At 55.9% G+C, this 15877-nt stretch carries 14 protein-coding genes; 9 read left to right on the top strand and 5 right to left on the bottom strand.

Annotation, left to right across the window (positions count from 1 at the left end):
• Nucleotides 1–41 precede the first annotated feature (41 nt).
• Entirely contained in the window at nt 42–1163 is a 1122-nt protein-coding gene (locus tag ACQ4WM_RS05740; RefSeq protein WP_436545720.1) for a JmjC domain-containing protein, read from the bottom strand.
• A 93-nt stretch (nt 1164–1256) separates the two neighbouring features.
• Here ACQ4WM_RS05740 and ACQ4WM_RS05735 point away from each other — a divergent pair, with 93 nt between their 5' ends.
• On the top strand, nt 1257–1814 hold the full coding sequence (locus ACQ4WM_RS05735) for an FKBP-type peptidyl-prolyl cis-trans isomerase (RefSeq protein WP_436545719.1): 558 nt from the start codon (nt 1257–1259) through the stop codon (nt 1812–1814).
• 155 nt (nt 1815–1969) lie between these two features.
• Here the strand turns inward: ACQ4WM_RS05735 and ACQ4WM_RS05730 are convergent, their stop codons facing one another.
• Together ACQ4WM_RS05730 and mutS are read right to left on the bottom strand one after the other, a co-directional pair.
• Entirely contained in the window at nt 1970–2974 is a 1005-nt protein-coding gene (locus tag ACQ4WM_RS05730; protein ID WP_436545718.1) for a hypothetical protein, read from the bottom strand.
• The gene (mutS, locus tag ACQ4WM_RS05725; protein ID WP_436545717.1) at nt 2971–5616 is read right to left on the bottom strand and encodes a DNA mismatch repair protein MutS; all 2646 of its coding nucleotides are present in this window, start codon (nt 5614–5616) and stop codon (nt 2971–2973) included. The genes ACQ4WM_RS05730 and mutS overlap by 4 nt, the downstream gene beginning before the upstream one ends.
• Before the next feature lie 334 nt (nt 5617–5950).
• Between mutS and ACQ4WM_RS05720 the strand changes: the two genes are divergently transcribed.
• From ACQ4WM_RS05720 to ACQ4WM_RS05705, 4 genes are all read left to right on the top strand, one after another.
• A complete protein-coding gene (locus tag ACQ4WM_RS05720; protein ID WP_436545716.1) occupies nt 5951–7489 on the top strand; it encodes a tyrosine-type recombinase/integrase in 1539 nt (512 codons plus the stop codon).
• A gap of 278 nt (nt 7490–7767) precedes the next feature.
• Nucleotides 7768–8268, top strand: coding sequence for a hypothetical protein (locus ACQ4WM_RS05715; RefSeq protein ID WP_436545715.1), 501 nt, complete (start codon nt 7768–7770; stop codon nt 8266–8268).
• A 191-nt stretch (nt 8269–8459) separates the two neighbouring features.
• Nucleotides 8460–9035 carry a hypothetical protein gene (locus ACQ4WM_RS05710; RefSeq protein WP_436545714.1) on the top strand — a complete coding sequence of 192 codons (576 nt, stop codon included), beginning with the start codon at nt 8460–8462 and terminating at the stop codon, nt 9033–9035.
• A 567-nt stretch (nt 9036–9602) separates the two neighbouring features.
• Entirely contained in the window at nt 9603–10304 is a 702-nt protein-coding gene (locus tag ACQ4WM_RS05705; protein WP_436545713.1) for a helix-turn-helix domain-containing protein, read from the top strand.
• A gap of 464 nt (nt 10305–10768) precedes the next feature.
• Here ACQ4WM_RS05705 and ACQ4WM_RS05700 read toward each other — a convergent pair whose 3' ends face one another.
• Complete coding sequence (locus ACQ4WM_RS05700; RefSeq protein WP_436545712.1) at nt 10769–11134, bottom strand: helix-turn-helix domain-containing protein; 366 nt, start codon at nt 11132–11134, stop codon at nt 10769–10771.
• Between the two features lie 368 nt (nt 11135–11502).
• Here ACQ4WM_RS05700 and ACQ4WM_RS05695 point away from each other — a divergent pair, with 368 nt between their 5' ends.
• The 4 genes from ACQ4WM_RS05695 (at nt 11503) to ACQ4WM_RS05680 (ending at nt 14855) form a co-directional block, all read left to right on the top strand.
• The gene (locus ACQ4WM_RS05695; protein ID WP_436545711.1) at nt 11503–12597 is read left to right on the top strand and encodes a hypothetical protein; all 1095 of its coding nucleotides are present in this window, start codon (nt 11503–11505) and stop codon (nt 12595–12597) included.
• Between the two features lie 109 nt (nt 12598–12706).
• Entirely contained in the window at nt 12707–13522 is an 816-nt protein-coding gene (locus tag ACQ4WM_RS05690) for a hypothetical protein (RefSeq protein WP_436545710.1), read from the top strand.
• A gap of 315 nt (nt 13523–13837) precedes the next feature.
• On the top strand, nt 13838–14317 hold the full coding sequence (locus ACQ4WM_RS05685; protein ID WP_436545709.1) for a hypothetical protein: 480 nt from the start codon (nt 13838–13840) through the stop codon (nt 14315–14317).
• Nucleotides 14318–14600: 283 nt separating this feature from the next.
• Nucleotides 14601–14855, top strand: a complete 255-nt coding sequence (locus tag ACQ4WM_RS05680) for a hypothetical protein (RefSeq protein ID WP_436545708.1) — start codon at nt 14601–14603, stop codon at nt 14853–14855.
• Between the two features lie 112 nt (nt 14856–14967).
• On the opposite strand, the gene ACQ4WM_RS05675 is transcribed toward ACQ4WM_RS05680, so the two are convergent.
• Nucleotides 14968–15810: a hypothetical protein gene (locus tag ACQ4WM_RS05675; protein WP_436545707.1), complete on the bottom strand. Its 843-nt coding sequence runs from the start codon at nt 15808–15810 to the stop codon at nt 14968–14970.
• Nucleotides 15811–15877 lie beyond the last annotated feature (67 nt).

Here is a 15877-nt window from a genome sequence, read left to right as displayed (position 1 = left end):
TTTTGCCTGTGTTCCACCACATCTGCTGCGTTGCGCCTCATTCAGGCCAGTTCAAGCCAGCCATCCTGATACCAGGTGTACAGCGCTTCCATCACGTCATCGGATGCCAGGGCCACGGCCGCACCATCAAGCGCGCGGTCATTGGCCAGCGTCTCCAGCGCCGTTTTATCGGCACGGCCAATCGCGAACGACTCGCCGTTGATGAAGACATTCTTGCCACGATACAGCATTAGCGTCTTGCGTGACAACACTACACCTTTTTTGTGTGCCGCTTGTGTGAAGCGTCCCACAGTCAGCGGCTTGGCCAGTGGTGTGAAGAATACATTGTGCTTCGGTTCGGACAGGTGTTCGCCGAGGAAAATGGTGACGTCTTCTTCCGTGAAACGCACCTTGTTCATCTCTTCGGTGATCACGCTGAGCATGTCGCGCGGGATTTCCGCCGGCTTGCTGGTCGCTTTCAGGTCGGGGTCGCTGTAGATGCCGGGCAGGTCGATCGAATCGGCCATGAATTGCAGGAACGCTTCGCCCAGTTCCTGGAACGACGGCGAGCGGAAGCCGATCGAATAGGTCTGGCAGTCGCCGATGGCCACGCCGTCGTGCGCGTAGTGCGGTGGCAGGTACAGCATGTCGCCTGGTTCCAGCGTGAATTCTTCGTCGGGCGTGAAGTTGCTGAGGATTTTCAGCGGCAGGCCGTCGATCAGGCTCAGGTCCTGCTGCGCGCCGATGCGCCAGTGGCGCTTGCCCTGGCCTTGCAGCAGGAACACGTCATAGGAATCGAAATGTGGACCCACGCCGCCGCCGTCGGTGGCGAAGCTGACCATCAGGTCGTCTAGGCGCGCGTCGGGCAGGAAGCGGAACTGGCGCAGCAGGGCGTCGGCGTCGGCGCTGTGCAGGTTGGCGCCTTGCACCAGCAAGGACCATTGCTTCTGTTTCAGGGAAGGCAGGCTGGCCAGCGGGCCTTGCTGCATGGTCCAGTGGCCGCCCGCCTGGCTGACCAGGCGCGACTCGACATGGTCGAGCTTGGCCAGTTCGGCCAGGGCCTTGAAGTCCAGCAGGGGCTTGAAGCCAGGCACGGCCTGGCGGATCAGCAGCGGTTTTTTATGCCAGTAGTCGCGCAAAAATTGCGCCGGCGTGATGTCGCCGAGGAGGGTTAATTTTTTCATGCGCCCATTATAACAACCGCAAATGCAGGAAGGCGCCTGTCGTTGGCGGCGGAAAGGTATAATTTGGCAGCTTATACAATGAAAGGAAGCATAATGAAGATTGCCAAAAATACGGTCGTGACTGTCAACTACAAACTGTCAGACGCGCAAGACAATCTGATCGAAGATGGTCGCCAGCCGATGGTCTATCTGCACGGTGATTATGAAAACACCCTGCCGAAGATCGAAGAAGAGCTCGACGGCAAGGAAGTTGGCTATTCCAACACGATCCAGATCGAACCGGATGATGCTTTCGGTGAGTACGACCCGGCGCTGGTCAAGGTCGAGCCACGCAACCGCCTGCCTGAGCCGCTGGAAGTGGGCATGCAGTTCGAAGGCATGCCGGAAAGCGATTCGCCGGACGAGGAAGCGATGATCTTCACCGTCACCGATATCGCCGACGACAAAGTCGTGCTCGATGGCAACCATCCGCTGGCCGGCATCGCGCTGCGTTTTGAACTGAACGTGGTCGACGTACGTGAAGCCACCGACGAAGAAATCGCCCACGGTCACGTGCACGGGGCACATGGCCACGGTCATGACGACGAAGATGGTGATGAAGGCGACGAAGGTGGCGAAGGCGATCACTTCCGTAGCCATCCAATTCACTAATCGATAACACCTGACCAAACCTGCTGCGCGGCGCGCTTTGCGGTCGGCGATGCTCACCGTACTGAAGTACGGTTGCGCTTCTCGGCCACAAATCACTGCCGCTCGCTACGGTTTGCTCAGGCGTCGTGACGCTGGTTGTAAAGCAGTATTTCTGATTAACGGCGCGGCAGTGCAGGCCTGGTGGCGCGCTCGCGCACTTCAAACAGCGGCGTCTTGCCGGTGCGTACCGCAATCGCCACCCAGTCGCTGTCGACGCTGACATGGCCCACATTGTCTTTCCAGTGGATGGCCGGCGTGTCGCCCTGGCGCGTTCGCTTGCCTTTGCTGTCACGCTCTTTCTGCGTATCGACCAGTAACACCTTGCCGCCGAATTTCTTTGCGAGCAGGCCGATCTGCTTGCGCGGGCTGGCAAAGCCATCCTGCTTCGAGTTAAAGCTGGGCAACAGCGAACTCTCTTCTTCATCGAGCACGCCGACGTCGCCGTCGGAAAACAGCACCAGGCCGTCGAGCTTCTTGCCTTGCGCAATCGCGAACAGGCGCTGCAGCCAGGCGCGGTTGGCCACCAGCCGGTCTTCGAATTCGCTGTTGCGGCCGGCCTCGGGCAGGTAGTGATTGTTATTGGCAGGCAGGTTGACGGTGGCAAACAGCACGCCACCGACTTCCCAGTGCGAGTTTTCCGCATAGCTGCGAAACTTCGCCGTCGATGACAGGCGCGACAGGTTCAGCTTGCGCTGCCCCAGGCTCTGGTTGTCGCCAAAATACACATCGCGCAAGCGGTTAAGCCGTTCGATGGCGTTGCCGCGTCCGCGCGAATTGCGGCAGCCGGCCCAGTCGCTGGCCGACAGCGAAACGATGAGAGGTGAAGTACTGGACTCGAACAAGTCCTTGCGCTGGCCGTACAGCTTGTCGCTACAGGCTTCGCTGGTGGCCTTGATGCCGGTCGCCACCACGAACGAGGCATTGAAGGCGCTGGCGCCGGCGATCGCTTTTTTCAACGGCCCGTCATCGGGGCCGGCCTGGAAGGAGTGGCTCAATACGGCAAATTCAAAGCCGGGATTTCCAGCGTTGGCCAGTGCCGGCGCAAGCCAGGCGCAGGCGCAGGCGACCAGCAAGCCAGCGGCCAGCCGGGGCGGGTACTCGATGCGACGCTTCAAGCTCATGCGGCAGCCAGCCGTTTCAACTGATACAGCTGCTCGAGCGCGTCGCGCGGGGTCAAGGCATCGGGATCGAGCCCGTCAATCGCGTCCAGCAACGCTTGCTGCGCTTCGCTCAGGGCTGCCGGTGGCGCCGTTTCCTCTTCCTGCTCGGCATATGGATCGGAGGCCGGCGCGGCAAACAGGTCGCGTTGCGGCGTAGCGTCGAGCGCCTGCGCTTCGAGGCGCGCCAGGTGCTTGCGCGCGGCCTTGATCACCGGCTGCGGCACGCCGGCCAGCTGGGCTACCTGCAAGCCATAGCTTTGCGAGGCCGGACCTGGCTGCACGGCGTGCAGGAAAACGATGCTGTCCTTGTGCTCGACGGCCGACAGATGCACATTGGCCGCGCTCGGATGGCTGTCAGGCAATTGCGTCAGTTCAAAATAGTGCGTCGCGAACAGGGTAAAGCTGCGGCTGGTATCGATCAGGTGGCGTGCGATGGCCCACGCCAGCGCCAGGCCGTCAAAAGTGGAGGTGCCACGGCCGACTTCATCCATCAGTACCAGCGAGTGTTCGGTGGCGCCGTTCAGGATGGCCGCCGATTCCGTCATTTCCACCATGAAGGTCGAACGCCCGCCGGCCAGGTCATCGGTGGCGCCGATGCGCGTAAAGATGCGGTCGATCGGGCCGATGGTGGCGGAAGCGGCCGGCACATAGCTGCCCACATAGGCAAGCAGGGTGATCAATGCCACCTGGCGCATAAAGGTCGATTTACCACCCATGTTCGGGCCGGTGATCAGCAGCAAGCGGCGTTCATTGACGAAGCGGCAGTCGTTGGCGATAAAGCGCTCAATCTGCTTTTCCACCACCGGGTGGCGGCCTTCGACGATATTGATGCACGGCTCCTGGACCAGTTGCGGCGCGGCCCAGTTGTGCTGCTGCGCGTGCTCGGTCAGCGCGTTCAGGGTGTCGAGCTGGGCCAGGCCCTGGGCGATGGTCTGCAGGGTGCCGATATGCGGCGCCAGGTCGGCCAGCAGGATGTCGTACAGCAGCTTCTCGCGCACCAGCGCTTTGTCTTGCGCCGACAGGGCCTTGTCTTCGAACACCTTCAGTTCCGGCGTGATATAGCGCTCGGCGTTTTTCAGGGTCTGGCGGCGGCGGTAGTCGTCCGGCACCTTGTCGGTCTGGCCGTGCGTGACCTCGATATAAAAGCCGTGCACCTTGTTGTATTCCACGCGCAGGTTGGCAATCCCCGTGCGGATCCGCTCACGTGTTTCCAGCTCGACCAGGAACTGGCCGGCGTTTTCCGACAGCGCGCGCAATTCATCCAGTTCTGCGTCAAAGCCGCGCGCAAACACGCCGCCGTCGCGCACCATCGCGGCCGGCTCCGGCGCCACCGCGCGCACCAGCAGGTCGAGGCAAGCTTGCGGCGTGGCCAGTGCTGCATGGATGTCGGCCAGCAAACCGTCGCACGGTTCGCCGCCGTAGCAGTGGGTAACCCGTTCACGCAAGGCGGGCAACTGCAGCAGGCCATCGCGCAGCGCCGCCAGGTCGCGCGGACGCGCCGACAGCAGCGCGATGCGGGTGGTGATGCGTTCAATATCAGGCACTTGCGACAGGGTGGCGGCCAGTGGCGCCGCCGCTTCGCTGTGCATCAGCGCGGCAATTGCCTGGTGGCGCGCGCGCGCCACGCCCTGCTCGCGCCGCGCATGGTGCAGCCAATGGCGCAGCATGCGCGAACCCATGGCGGTGCGGCAATGGTCGAGCAGCGAGAACAGGGTCGGGGATTCCTGCCCGCGAATGGTTTCCGTCAGTTCCAGGTTACGCCGGGTCGCGGCGTCCAGGCCGATAAATTCGCTTTCCGTTTCCGTGGTCAAGGAGCGTACATGCTGCAGGCCGCGCCCCTGCGTCGACTGTGCATAGCGCAGCAGCGCGCCGGCCGCGCCGAACGCGGCGCCCAGGCCATCGGCACCGAAACCGGTCAGTGTCGCCACGCCCAATTGATCGAGCAGTGCCTTGTGGCCAGCGGCCACGTCGAAATGCCAGTCCGGCACGCGGTTGACATGGGTCGTCGGATGGTCTTCAAACAGCGCGCCCTGGTCGCCGCTGAGGATCTCGGCCGGCACGATGCGTTCCAGCTCCTGCTGCAGACGCAAGGCCACCGTTTCGCTGCTGCCCGAAAACTCCATCAGTTTGAGCGCGCCGCTGGCCAGCGACAGCCAGGCCAGGCCGGTGGTCACCGTCTTGCGCTGCGTGATGCTGCACAGGGCCAGCAGCGGCCGCTCGGCTTTTTCCGGCAGCAAGTCGGCGTCCGTCAGCGTGCCCGGCGTAACCACCCGCATCACCTTGCGCTCGACCGGCCCCTTGCTTGTGGCCGGGTCGCCGATCTGCTCGCAAATGGCCACCGACTCGCCCAGCTTGACCAGCTTGGCCAGGTAGCCGTCGAGCGAATGAAACGGCACGCCGCACATCTTGATCGGATTGCCGCTGGCCGCGCCGCGCGCCGTCAGCGTAATGCCCAGCAAGCGCGCGGCTTTTTCCGCATCCTCAAAAAACAGCTCGTAAAAGTCGCCCATGCGGTAGAACACCAGCATCGTCGGGTGATTGTCCTTGATGCCCATGTATTGTTGCATCATCGGCGTGAGCTTCTGCATTGAAGTTGCGTTCATTTGGACGCCTTCGATTTTTCTTGTTTTTCTTCTTTATTCAACAGCTTAGGCAAAATTCTAGATCCTTTGTTTGGCTTAGTATTCCCCAAAGTGCCATCAAGTTCCGCTCCAAATTAGGGAGCGCATTGGGAACTGAAGCACGGAAATTGAAGATATAATTAGATCCAGTCCCCCAGCAAGCATTGAAATATACAATTATCTTATAAAACAATGACTTGACTATGTTATTCGGTCCCCTTAGGGGTTTGGACGTGGACAGCGGATTATACGTTAAAGTCATTGCACAGTCCCCGTGAATGCGTGGGCGGCGCTCCATTTTCCTGAACGGAACAAGATGAAAGTCGAACTAACGATGCCGCTTATCAAGCGGCTGAGCATTGACAAAAAGCCTGTGGGCATTGATGGCGATGGCGCCTTGATATTCGAGGCGAATCCCGGCGGAAAGGATTACATAGTCTACGATGCGAGCCAAGAGGCTCCGCCCGGCTTTGGAGTGCGGATCGCCAAGAAGAAAACTTTCATCATTCGCCGCAAGATCCACGGAAAATCGATCATGCCCACGGTCGGCAATGTTGCCGATTTTATGGTTGAGGGCGGCAAGGGGCCATTGGTCTTGGCCCGAAGCAAAGCTGCGGCAATGGCATTGGAGATGCTTGCAAACGGGAAAAACCCGAATGCCGAAGCGCGCAAGATTTCTGCTGCTGAGCTCACTTTGGGCGGCGCATTTGCCATGTATCGCGAGCATGTGAAGACCCGAACGGTGAGGCCTGCATCGGCGGAGACTTTGCGGGCGATTGACCGAGGCGTCAGAAAATATGAAAAATGGGGCTGGCTTGGGCGAAAGCTCCGCGACATCGCTCCCGAGGAAATCAAGACGAAGTTCTTGGAGGGCCGAGATATCCATCCAGTAGCCAACGAGCAGGCGTTCCGTTGGGCTGCTGCGGCGGTGGCATGGCATATCGGGACGGAGGCCCTCAATGCTGCGAGCGCCAATCGTGAGCCGCAGCTCAGGGCGAATCCTTTCACGGTGCTGGTCTTGGACAGCATGTATCAAACCCGCGCCCAAAAGGAGGCTCTCTACGCCGAAGGTTCAAAGCGCAATCCCTTGTCGCCTTCCAAGACGCTGGGGCCATTCTTGGAGGCGGCTTGGAGCAAGGGACTTTCCAACGACAACGGGACGGGAATACACTATCTCATCCTGATGCTGCTTTGGGGATGCCGCCGCTCCGAGCATGCAAAATGTCAGTGGGGGGCGTTGGTTTCCAAGGATGTCCGCAAGACCACCAGCCATGTCGCCCTCGAAGATGATGAATACGGCCCGCATGTCTTCTTCTACAAAACCAAGGGCAACAAAAATCATCGCCTTCCGATCACTCCCATGGCGTTGAACCTACTGAAGCTGCGCGAGGCGGCCGCGGCGCAGGAAGTTCTAAAAAGGGGCTTCGGGACTAAATCGAGAAATTTCGTATTCCCCGCGCGAAGCAAGTTCTCGAAAACAGGCTATTACACGAATCCCGACGAGCTTCGCTCCGCCGTTATCGCGGAGGCTGGCATCGAGCGGCTGACAAACCATGATTTGCGGCGCTCGTTCGGCGCGCTCATGACCTCAATCAGCGTGCCCGACGTGATCAAGAGCGCGTTCTTCAACCATTCACATGCAAATGTGACAGAAATCTACACCCGGGCCGAATGGATCGTGCTCCGGGAGTGGATGGCGAAAATTGAGCAGGCGATCTTGGCCACTGCCCCAAATATCTACAACGCTTTGAAGCCGGCGGACTGGCCCATGTTGCCGGCCCCTGAGCCCCATGTTTGCAAACCACCGAAGCCGCGCACAGGCAGGCCGCGCAAGGTGGTGCAGGCCGATGCGTAGCGCCACGACCCGCTAGCAGAAGCGACATTTTCGCGGAAGGCCCGTTCCATGCCATATCCGCATCTTTTGAGGTGCCTGCCCTTATTGGTCCGGTCTGAGTTGATCTTTATGAGGACGGGAAAACTTGCTATAATTCTCGCGTGCCTTGCAGTAGGCCGGCAAACCCGCTTAGCGAAGCGTTTAGCAACTGCATATCAATTTACAAATATCCTAGGCACCTTTTCAACGCTTCGGAACTGCGGGTTGGGCCGTTTATTACGCGTTGTGGAGCTACTGCTATGGGTATCTGTTCCCCGGAATTTATTTTTAAAAAACTCAAGTTCGTTGCCAAGCAAGGGCGGCGTGAAAACGCGGCACTCAGCCAAGCAGAAACTTTGGATATGATCGCAGTTGCTCTTGGCTATAACAACTGGTCATTGTTGAGCAAAGCCGTCCAAAAAATGGACAATACGCAGCTTGGGAAATTCCGCGATGACCTGTATCAACATCCTAAGCTTGCCGAGTATTTGCCACCTATCTTTCCCTCGTATGACAAAGACGAAGCTATCGAAGAAATGACGGCTTGGGTCAAGGATAGGTTCACGCCCCTTGTTGATTTTGCATCCTTTGACAGAGAAGCCGAAAATGGGTTTGATCGGCCTGACGAGGATTTGGTCTGGGCGCTGAACGAGAACTTTGATGATCGCTTCCCGTTAAGCCTGATTGAGGAAGTCGGAAAAGACCTCGAGAATAATTACGGCCCATGTGGCAAGCAAGACTATGGGAACAATGTTGACTAGCCCAAGCCCGCAAAACTTATAGTGCTAGGATGAAAATGGTGCGGCTAACGAATAGTCGCGCCATGCCGTCTTAGTGATATATTCATAACTCCAAAAATAAGTAATCTTTCGGCCTTGTTGGTTTGGTCTGCTTTGAGTATGGAAATAATGCTACTATTTCAATTACTAAAGTGTAAGAAGGCCGACATTTCATGGGGTTATCGAATCAAATTCTCGCTCAGTTGGACGTGCTCGAACGACTGCATCGACTTCCCGACACTGTGGCTTTGACGACCAGTGAGGCGGCAATTTTTCTTCGCAGCTCAGTGAGCGCGCTCGAATCTATGCGCGTTAAAGGAACGGGGCCTTCATATATCCAGGCAGGCGCCAAGGGCGGAGGAGCGAATCAAAAATGCTTTTACGAAAAGGCTGACCTTCTTGCCTGGCAGCGAAACAATAAAGTCACCTCCACACTGGCGGCCGCGATCCGCAAGGGCCAATTATTCACAAGCATCGCTGATATGAGCCAAGTGGAGGCGTTTTGGATTGATGACCAAAGCAATGTGCTTGGAATGGTCGAGCATGCCTCCATCGAGAGAGTGATCGGGTGGCTTGGCATTTTCGAGATCACCTGGCTTCCTGTGATCGACGCGGCGGCAAGGACTTGGAGCAATTTGGCAGAGCATCGATCGTTCGCCAAGCGGATCACAGATATTCTGTCTGTCGACATTCAGCGCGTCGAGGCTGCGGTTCAAGCTACCGAGATAAACTTTTCCATTGATGGCTAGCGATGCACATCCTGGAGTTTTCATGTCATCAATGAAGCGGCCTATCTTCGTTGCGCATATTTCAAGCGCAGGCCATTAGACCTAGCAGTGCATAGAACAAAAAAACTTCTAAAAAGACGTTCTCTTCTAGATAACGTTGTATCATGGAAACTTAACTAGGCGAAGATATGCTGCTGGAAGCCCAGAAGTATTTCAGTGCATAGCTCCAAGTCAGCAACCGAGAATTTGTCGACTGTTTTCATGTGCGCCTAGCTTAGACACACTTTTGCTCCCGTGGCTGCGACGTTCGCAGCCTTTTTCGTTTACAGACAATCGCTGCTTTTCTATCTGCCCCCTCGGCCTGCCGAAGAATTGCCAAAACGTCATACTAGGAATCGAGAAATGCCGAACTCACTTGCATATCACGTTGTAGTAAATGCTCTTGAGGGAAGGGCCGGCTGGACGCCGATGAACAGGTTTGTCTCGGCTGTCTCGCATGTCATCAATGGGCACTTGCCGTATCAGCGCTACCATGCTGCCGGCCGGGCTAGGACCGCAGAGGGAGCCGGCGCAGGCGTCGTTGAGCGTATGGTCAATGACTTCCTCGCCACCGACATCAATCCTGGCTATTTGCTTCTCTCGTCGTTCCAGCGAGAAGCGGATGTGCTTGTCGCGTTCAACGCCTATAACCAGTCGGCGAAGCTGGGAGTGCAGACCAGCTTGGGCGCAAATGGCTACGCGCGCCGGCTCAATAGCGGCTCACGCAACAGTTCTCGCAATGCCGCTGGCAACGGCAACGGCGCAGCTGGAGCCCTGATGGCTCATGGAGACGATCCTGATAGCTGTCGCCAAGGCACCTTGGCGATTGTCGAAACTATGATGAGAACCACGCGGCGCAATGCTCAACTGCCGGACGGAGCGGAGAGGCGGAGCTTGACCACCACTGCCGCCATACTGGGGATCGACGGTTCGGCCGCCGCAGAGGTGGCTTTGGTGTTCGAAAGCGGGGGCCATCTTCCTATCGCGAGCGTTGCCCGCGAGCTAGGTTGCCATCAACGGACGTTGGAGCGGCGACTGAGGGAAGCGAATATCACTGCAGAAGCGCTTCGGCAAGCGTCCCGTTTGATTCGCGCATCGCATCGACTCTCCTCCAGTGACAGCCTTACGATGATTGCGTGTGATGAGGGTTTTTCCGATCTGGCGCACATGACCAGGGCATTTCAAAGCTCATCCGGAATGCCGCCGAGTCTCATACGCAAATTAATGCGGCTTGGCCAAAATCCATCTTGAGCAAATGCTACATTGACTAAAATCATTTGAAGCCAAAATCTCTGTAAGCGGCAAGTCCAAGCCCACAGCCGCCCGCGCCGTCACACTGTGCGTTGGCGTGCTCGGTTCTAAGAGCTTTTTCACTTTATACCTCCCTACACCTCCTCCTGCGTATTTCCATCCGGCGTCCTAACTCGAAAGTTGGAGGCGCAGCGGAAAATCACCTCAACTCAAAGCCGTCCCCGTCCCCGTCCCCGTCCCCGTCCCCGTCTCGCCTCGCCATAGTCAAGATGGCGAATATCTTCAATCATTCAACTGATGTCGCATAGATTCAATCTTTCCGGGAGTCACTGCGTTATTTTTCTGTCTGTTTGAAAGCAATGCATTGCTTAGCCGACAGCAAGTGAATCTATGCAATTTTTCTCAAAATTCCTTTGCATTTTTCGCTTGCTGTCCCGTTGAGGGAATGTGGTGGGAAGGATTGGCTAACGGAGAGCTGCGTTTGCTTTGTCGCGCAGGTAGTCAGCAGTGGCGCGCGCTTGATTGACGACAAATTCCCGGTCCTCTGATGATAGGTCGCTGAGATGAGCCTCCATGGCAGCGGCCTGGTCGGATTTGCGATCGCTTGCCGTTAGCAGCAGTTCGTCCATCCGGCAATCGAAAAGCTCCGCAAGCTCAGACAGGCGGGGAATCGATGGCAGGACAATGCCACGTTCAAGTCGGGAGATGGCTTCGTTGCCGACCCCCAGGCGCTCGGCAACATCCTCTTGAGTGAGGCCGACTCGGACCCTGTGGCTTGCGATCGCGGCTCCCACTGTTTGGGAAATTTTTTTGAGTCGTTGAGATTCCATGGGGCGTCCTTGTGATGGTTCAACCCGAATGGTGGCTACTAGGCTTATTTGTTTGAAGGACTTAAAAGGTTGAAATTCAACTAAAATGGTTTACTATGCGTTGGGCGCAAAGCTTTCCGCAACGCAATGAGTTGGGGGGAAGTTCCATGTGACTAATGGATGAGACGTGTGAGACGTCCAAGTTGTCAGCCCAGTGACAGCGAGAGGCCAAAGCTAGCCATTCGGCGCTGAAAGCGCTCGGGACTAGGTCGCTGTATGGATAGCGGCGCCGTCCATTGAATTTAGCGGCATGGCAGGCCTTTTTCTGCATGTAACGATGCAAGTAGAAATTGCTTATAAATAACAAAAAATAAATAAAAGGTATAGGAATGTCTATCTCTACAAATGGTGCGCCGATTCGACTAACGAATTTTTGGCTCAAGGTCCTCGGATCAATCATAGCGATTTGGTTCGACCCTCTGGTTGGGCCTGTCGTCGTCATTTTGTTCTGGATCTGGAATTTGACGTCTCTCAGCCGCCGCAAGGCTGCTGCTCGGCGTGAAGCTGCGCTCATGTCTGCGGACAAGGCTGGCGTCGCCACTGGCGACGAGAACGGGGTGGAGTGGACATATTCCTGTTCTCAATTCGACCTGATGATCAATTTCGAGCGCGATGAAGCGCGGTTGATATCCCACGTTGACAACGTTAGAGCGACCAGGCTTGATAATCCGTTCGAGCCGCGATTTGATCAAACCTTCCGGTTTTCTGACATGGCCTGCTCAGTCGAAGAAAACAGCACTAACATCTATTTTTTTGTATTTCCGCTTGAGTTCGTGATTGGAGAGCCAATCACCGTGACGTGGCGAGGGGATGAGCTTATTCGGAAAGGCAGCGGCGGCATGTTTCGAATATGTGAAACCAAAGCGCATTTTGCAGCTTCGTTTAATAAAGTCGGGCCTGTTCTTGTGAGCGACTTTTATCGCCATTGGGCACCGATCGATAAAAAGATAAATCCAATGAGCTTTGCCAGAGGAGTGGCCTATGTGGCCGAGCGTCAGGACGCGCAGATTGAAAGCATGCTCAAAGCGCGCGCTGCATGGACAGCTCAACGCGACATCAGCATGGACCGGGTGGAGGAAATTAAAAAGCTAGCTTGCCTTGTAGATGCGCTGTCAGAAATTGGCTTATACGGCGATGGCTCTCTGGCTTGGACAATAGCCGCTGATAAGAGCGGACAAGCTGTAATCCAGTTGGGCAGTGACGTATGGATGGGGTCTCTCAAAGATGCTAGCGCGAATGCAAGCTTGGACGAAATTCCCGCAAAAATCGACGGCCTCCCGCCCACCTTTGCATTGGGAATCGTCGTGAAGGATGACGAGTTTGAGCGCTCTCAGCTTCGCAAGCGCCGCTTCCAACTCATGGTGGGCTATTCGAAGGCGCAAATCACAACGTGGATCGATCGAATCGAAATCCTTGCCCGATAGCAATGGCCTGCGTCAAGGTGCAGCGCGAAGCGCGCGCCTTGCACTGCGATCGCGCCCAACCGTAGGGCTATCACTGCATTGATGTGTTTTATTTAACTGTATAGGAATTATGATGCGAAAAATTTTATCGGCGCCGCTCATTGCGCTCGTCCCATTTCTGCTGTCCGCATGCGCCAACCCGGGCATGCAGGGAGGTTCGAATGTCCAGCTTCAGCAAGCGATCAACACGGTGGGCGCGATGCTCAACGGAACGGTGCCGACCTCTGCAACGGGCAACGGTCCAACCAGCCAGCCAACGGCGCCCGTGATCGCTGCCGGAGAGGGCACTCCGAGGTTTATCAATGGAGTAAGAATTCTCATCGACGGGCCGCACCCGACAGATCCTCGTTGGGCCGGGAAGTCGATAGAGAGCACTCCGCTCTACAAGCTGTTTGAGCGCTACCCGCTGGAGAGCTTTGGAAATTTCTGGCCACGCGTAAGCATTCACATTGATGACTATTCCGAGACGCTGGGTTCAAGGGAGCATTCTGGCACCCGATACACGCAATCAATGAATCAAACACGCCCGTTGGAATGCATTAAATTTAGTGCGCTGATATGGAGCTCTGAGAAGAAATCTCAGAAAGTTGATGGCGTTGTGATTTGCAGTGTGGATCTCAAGTCGGACGACAGACATCTGTCCCTTGGTGCCATGCGCGCTTATCGAGGAATTATGTCGCCATCGATCTATTCATCTCAGCAGCTCAGGACAGCAGGGCCACGGATTCCGCGCCAGCTATTGCCGCAATCAACTGGCGAAGACAATACGTTTTATTCGAACGCCGATTATCTTATTTCGTCCATGTTCGTCAAGATGTCCTATCAGGGACCAATTGATGGGGATGCGCGGCTGTGGTTCGTTAATCTCACGAATGCTAAGTTCTGATAAAAGCGTAAAAGCAGGAAGGGGCGTCTACGCAGAGCATTGCGAGCCGTCCCATGCTCAATATAGGTCTTTTTCAAGGTTTGGCCCGGTAGCCAAACTGTGATGCGCATCAGGCGTTCGGAGATGTTTTTGAACGATTGGAGCCAACACGATAGTGCGGCGCCCCGCGCTGAACCTTCTGGTCCGGCCAGGTAGAGGAAGTATCGATGGACCTGATTGCTAGCGTCTAGTCCGAATAGAACCAAATTTATAATGATGATCATAGTGATGAGCGCCCGTTGCTCACCATTTAGTAAAGCTAACCAAGAGGTGAATATGTCAGACCAAGCTCACTCGACCTACGTCCATGAGTCAAGCCGTAAAGCCAACCAAGATGCAGGATTTGCGCGGGCGGCGGCGATGCGAGCAACTATTGCTGCCAATCAAGCGAAGACGGACGCAGTCATAGCTGCCAATAAAGCGCAGGCGGCACGGAGCTTAGACAGGTCGGCCATGGCGGAAATGAAAATTCGCCTAGAAAAAAGCGAAGCTCAGCTCGCTCAGAAAGAAGCGCTGTTGGCGGAAAAAACACGCTTGGTCACTGAAAGAGAGAACATCATTCGGGAGTGGATGCATTCCGATGCCACTTTCAAGTTACTTGCAAAAAAATATGGGAAGAAGCTCGGAATGACGGATGAGGAGCGGTTGCAGGACTACCGAGAAGAAATCTTAAATCAAGCAGAGGAAAACCCCTCGTTTCAAAAGACCGAACTTGGAAAAGAGGTTAAGCGAAAGCTGGGGTTGAGTGGAACCTGAAAAGCTTAACTAACGCCATACGCACTCGTAAATAACAGGAGAAGGGTGCGCATATCGGATGAGTCGTCATGGAGGATGAGACCCCCTTGTAGATGCTTGCCAGCGAATCTATGGAATTGAAAACAGCGATGGAAAAGTGGAGCTGTCGAGTGAATTCGAAAGCTCCATTTTTTATACACCTGACGCACCGTTGGTATATGCTTTTCATATGCGCGCTGAGGCGAACCAGCAGCGCCCGTTAAGCATATTTGGCTTCGTTTGTCTGGGGCAATTAAGGAAGCGCATGATCGACGATTTAACTGGAGGACGACTGGTCGTTCAAAACGGCCATTTGATTATTTCAGCCGCTCAGCGTCCTCGCGTAGATGCAATTTTGATGGAGCATCGTTGCTCTGTAGTCTGGTCGGCCGGCGTATCTGCTGTGGAGCGTTATATTGACTCGACGCCAGGCGATATGCGCGACGTAGCTGTTTGGTCAGTGATATTTGCGGAGGGCGAGAACATCGAGGCACTTCAGGCGGCCTTGGATGCCGAGTAGCAGGACATGACGGAATCACGTATTTCCCTAGTGGTCCTTCGATAAAGAGAGTCGCTTCGCAAAGGTCGCCTAGCCTCCTGGAATAGATGGCAAGGCCCCTTTGGCATTGATGCTAGCTGCCATGCCAAGCGAGTTGCTGGCCAAGTGCGATTGAGTTTTTTTCTTGGAATGTGGCGACATGCCACCCCCCGCTGGAATTCTTTTTGCAGGCAAGATGAATTGGATGAAAAAGGGACTGAGCGATGCTGGTTGCTAGTGGCGACTGCGGGTCCATGTTTGCCAAGAGCACTCTCATCTCGTAGCTGTCGTCGACGGCACAGCCATCGACATGCAACGCCTCGACAATGAGCTCGAAGGCAATCTTGCCAAGTTCCCGGGCATCCGCTTTGGTGGCCATCCAACGGGCTTGCAGCAGTGCCAGGCTATACACCGCTAGGCCTCCGTCCTCAATGGGCGCGTCTAGCCAAGCAAGCAGTGATGGCGGCTCATATGAAATCATATTTTCTTTGATAGGCCCAGCTAGGGGCGGCCCCATGTTCATGTTCTTGTTGACGCCTTCTTCGAGGGCGCCTTCTTTTACCATCTGATGAATCTGATCCATGGATTGCTCCAGCCCATCGAGGCGACTGCAAAGCATGGATCGAAGGTCGTCGATGTAGCCGGCAGTGTCGAACTCCGTAGGAACTGGTGATCCGCGCGGGCCGTCCTGCGCCTCGTCAATGTATGCTGCCAGCGCTTTGAGCGGCGAATCCTCGATTCCCCTTGAGCGGGCAATTTCACGAAGCCGCGCTTTTCGTTTTGGATTCAGTTGAAAATAGACGCCCCGACTTTCCCACAGACTTGGCTTGCCAGGCTTTCCGGATTTCATAGGCAAATTCATATCTGTCATATGCTCCGCATGGTTCGCCGAGCTCCTTTCGTTCAATGCATCATCCTCAGCGTTCACGCTATCCATAGTCGTGCTCCTGGCAGTCATTTCGTTCATTTCAGTCGTCTCGCTCTTACCCCCACAAGTAAAATCT

Origin of the sequence: Janthinobacterium longum (assembly GCF_051380735.1) — a bacterium.
Lineage (GTDB): Bacteria > Pseudomonadota > Gammaproteobacteria > Burkholderiales > Burkholderiaceae_D > Janthinobacterium.
Note: the sequence above shows the minus strand (reverse complement) of the source record. Positions and strands in the feature narration are given on the sequence as shown.

Excerpts from the sequence above, each read along its gene's own strand:
- ACQ4WM_RS05740 (WP_436545720.1), bottom strand. The coding sequence starts at position 1,163 with ATGAAAAAATTAACCCTCCTCGGCGACATCACGCCGGCGCAATTTTTG.
- ACQ4WM_RS05735 (WP_436545719.1), top strand. The coding sequence starts at position 1,257 with ATGAAGATTGCCAAAAATACGGTCGTGACTGTCAACTACAAACTGTCA.
- ACQ4WM_RS05730 (WP_436545718.1), bottom strand. The coding sequence starts at position 2,974 with ATGAGCTTGAAGCGTCGCATCGAGTACCCGCCCCGGCTGGCCGCTGGC.
- mutS (WP_436545717.1), bottom strand. The coding sequence starts at position 5,616 with ATGAACGCAACTTCAATGCAGAAGCTCACGCCGATGATGCAACAATAC.
- ACQ4WM_RS05720 (WP_436545716.1), top strand. The coding sequence starts at position 5,951 with ATGAAAGTCGAACTAACGATGCCGCTTATCAAGCGGCTGAGCATTGAC.
- ACQ4WM_RS05715 (WP_436545715.1), top strand. The coding sequence starts at position 7,768 with ATGGGTATCTGTTCCCCGGAATTTATTTTTAAAAAACTCAAGTTCGTT.
- ACQ4WM_RS05710 (WP_436545714.1), top strand. The coding sequence starts at position 8,460 with ATGGGGTTATCGAATCAAATTCTCGCTCAGTTGGACGTGCTCGAACGA.
- ACQ4WM_RS05705 (WP_436545713.1), top strand. The coding sequence starts at position 9,603 with ATGGTCAATGACTTCCTCGCCACCGACATCAATCCTGGCTATTTGCTT.
- ACQ4WM_RS05700 (WP_436545712.1), bottom strand. The coding sequence starts at position 11,134 with ATGGAATCTCAACGACTCAAAAAAATTTCCCAAACAGTGGGAGCCGCG.
- ACQ4WM_RS05695 (WP_436545711.1), top strand. The coding sequence starts at position 11,503 with ATGTCTATCTCTACAAATGGTGCGCCGATTCGACTAACGAATTTTTGG.
- ACQ4WM_RS05690 (WP_436545710.1), top strand. The coding sequence starts at position 12,707 with ATGATGCGAAAAATTTTATCGGCGCCGCTCATTGCGCTCGTCCCATTT.
- ACQ4WM_RS05685 (WP_436545709.1), top strand. The coding sequence starts at position 13,838 with ATGTCAGACCAAGCTCACTCGACCTACGTCCATGAGTCAAGCCGTAAA.
- ACQ4WM_RS05680 (WP_436545708.1), top strand. The coding sequence starts at position 14,601 with ATGATCGACGATTTAACTGGAGGACGACTGGTCGTTCAAAACGGCCAT.
- ACQ4WM_RS05675 (WP_436545707.1), bottom strand. The coding sequence starts at position 15,810 with ATGGATAGCGTGAACGCTGAGGATGATGCATTGAACGAAAGGAGCTCG.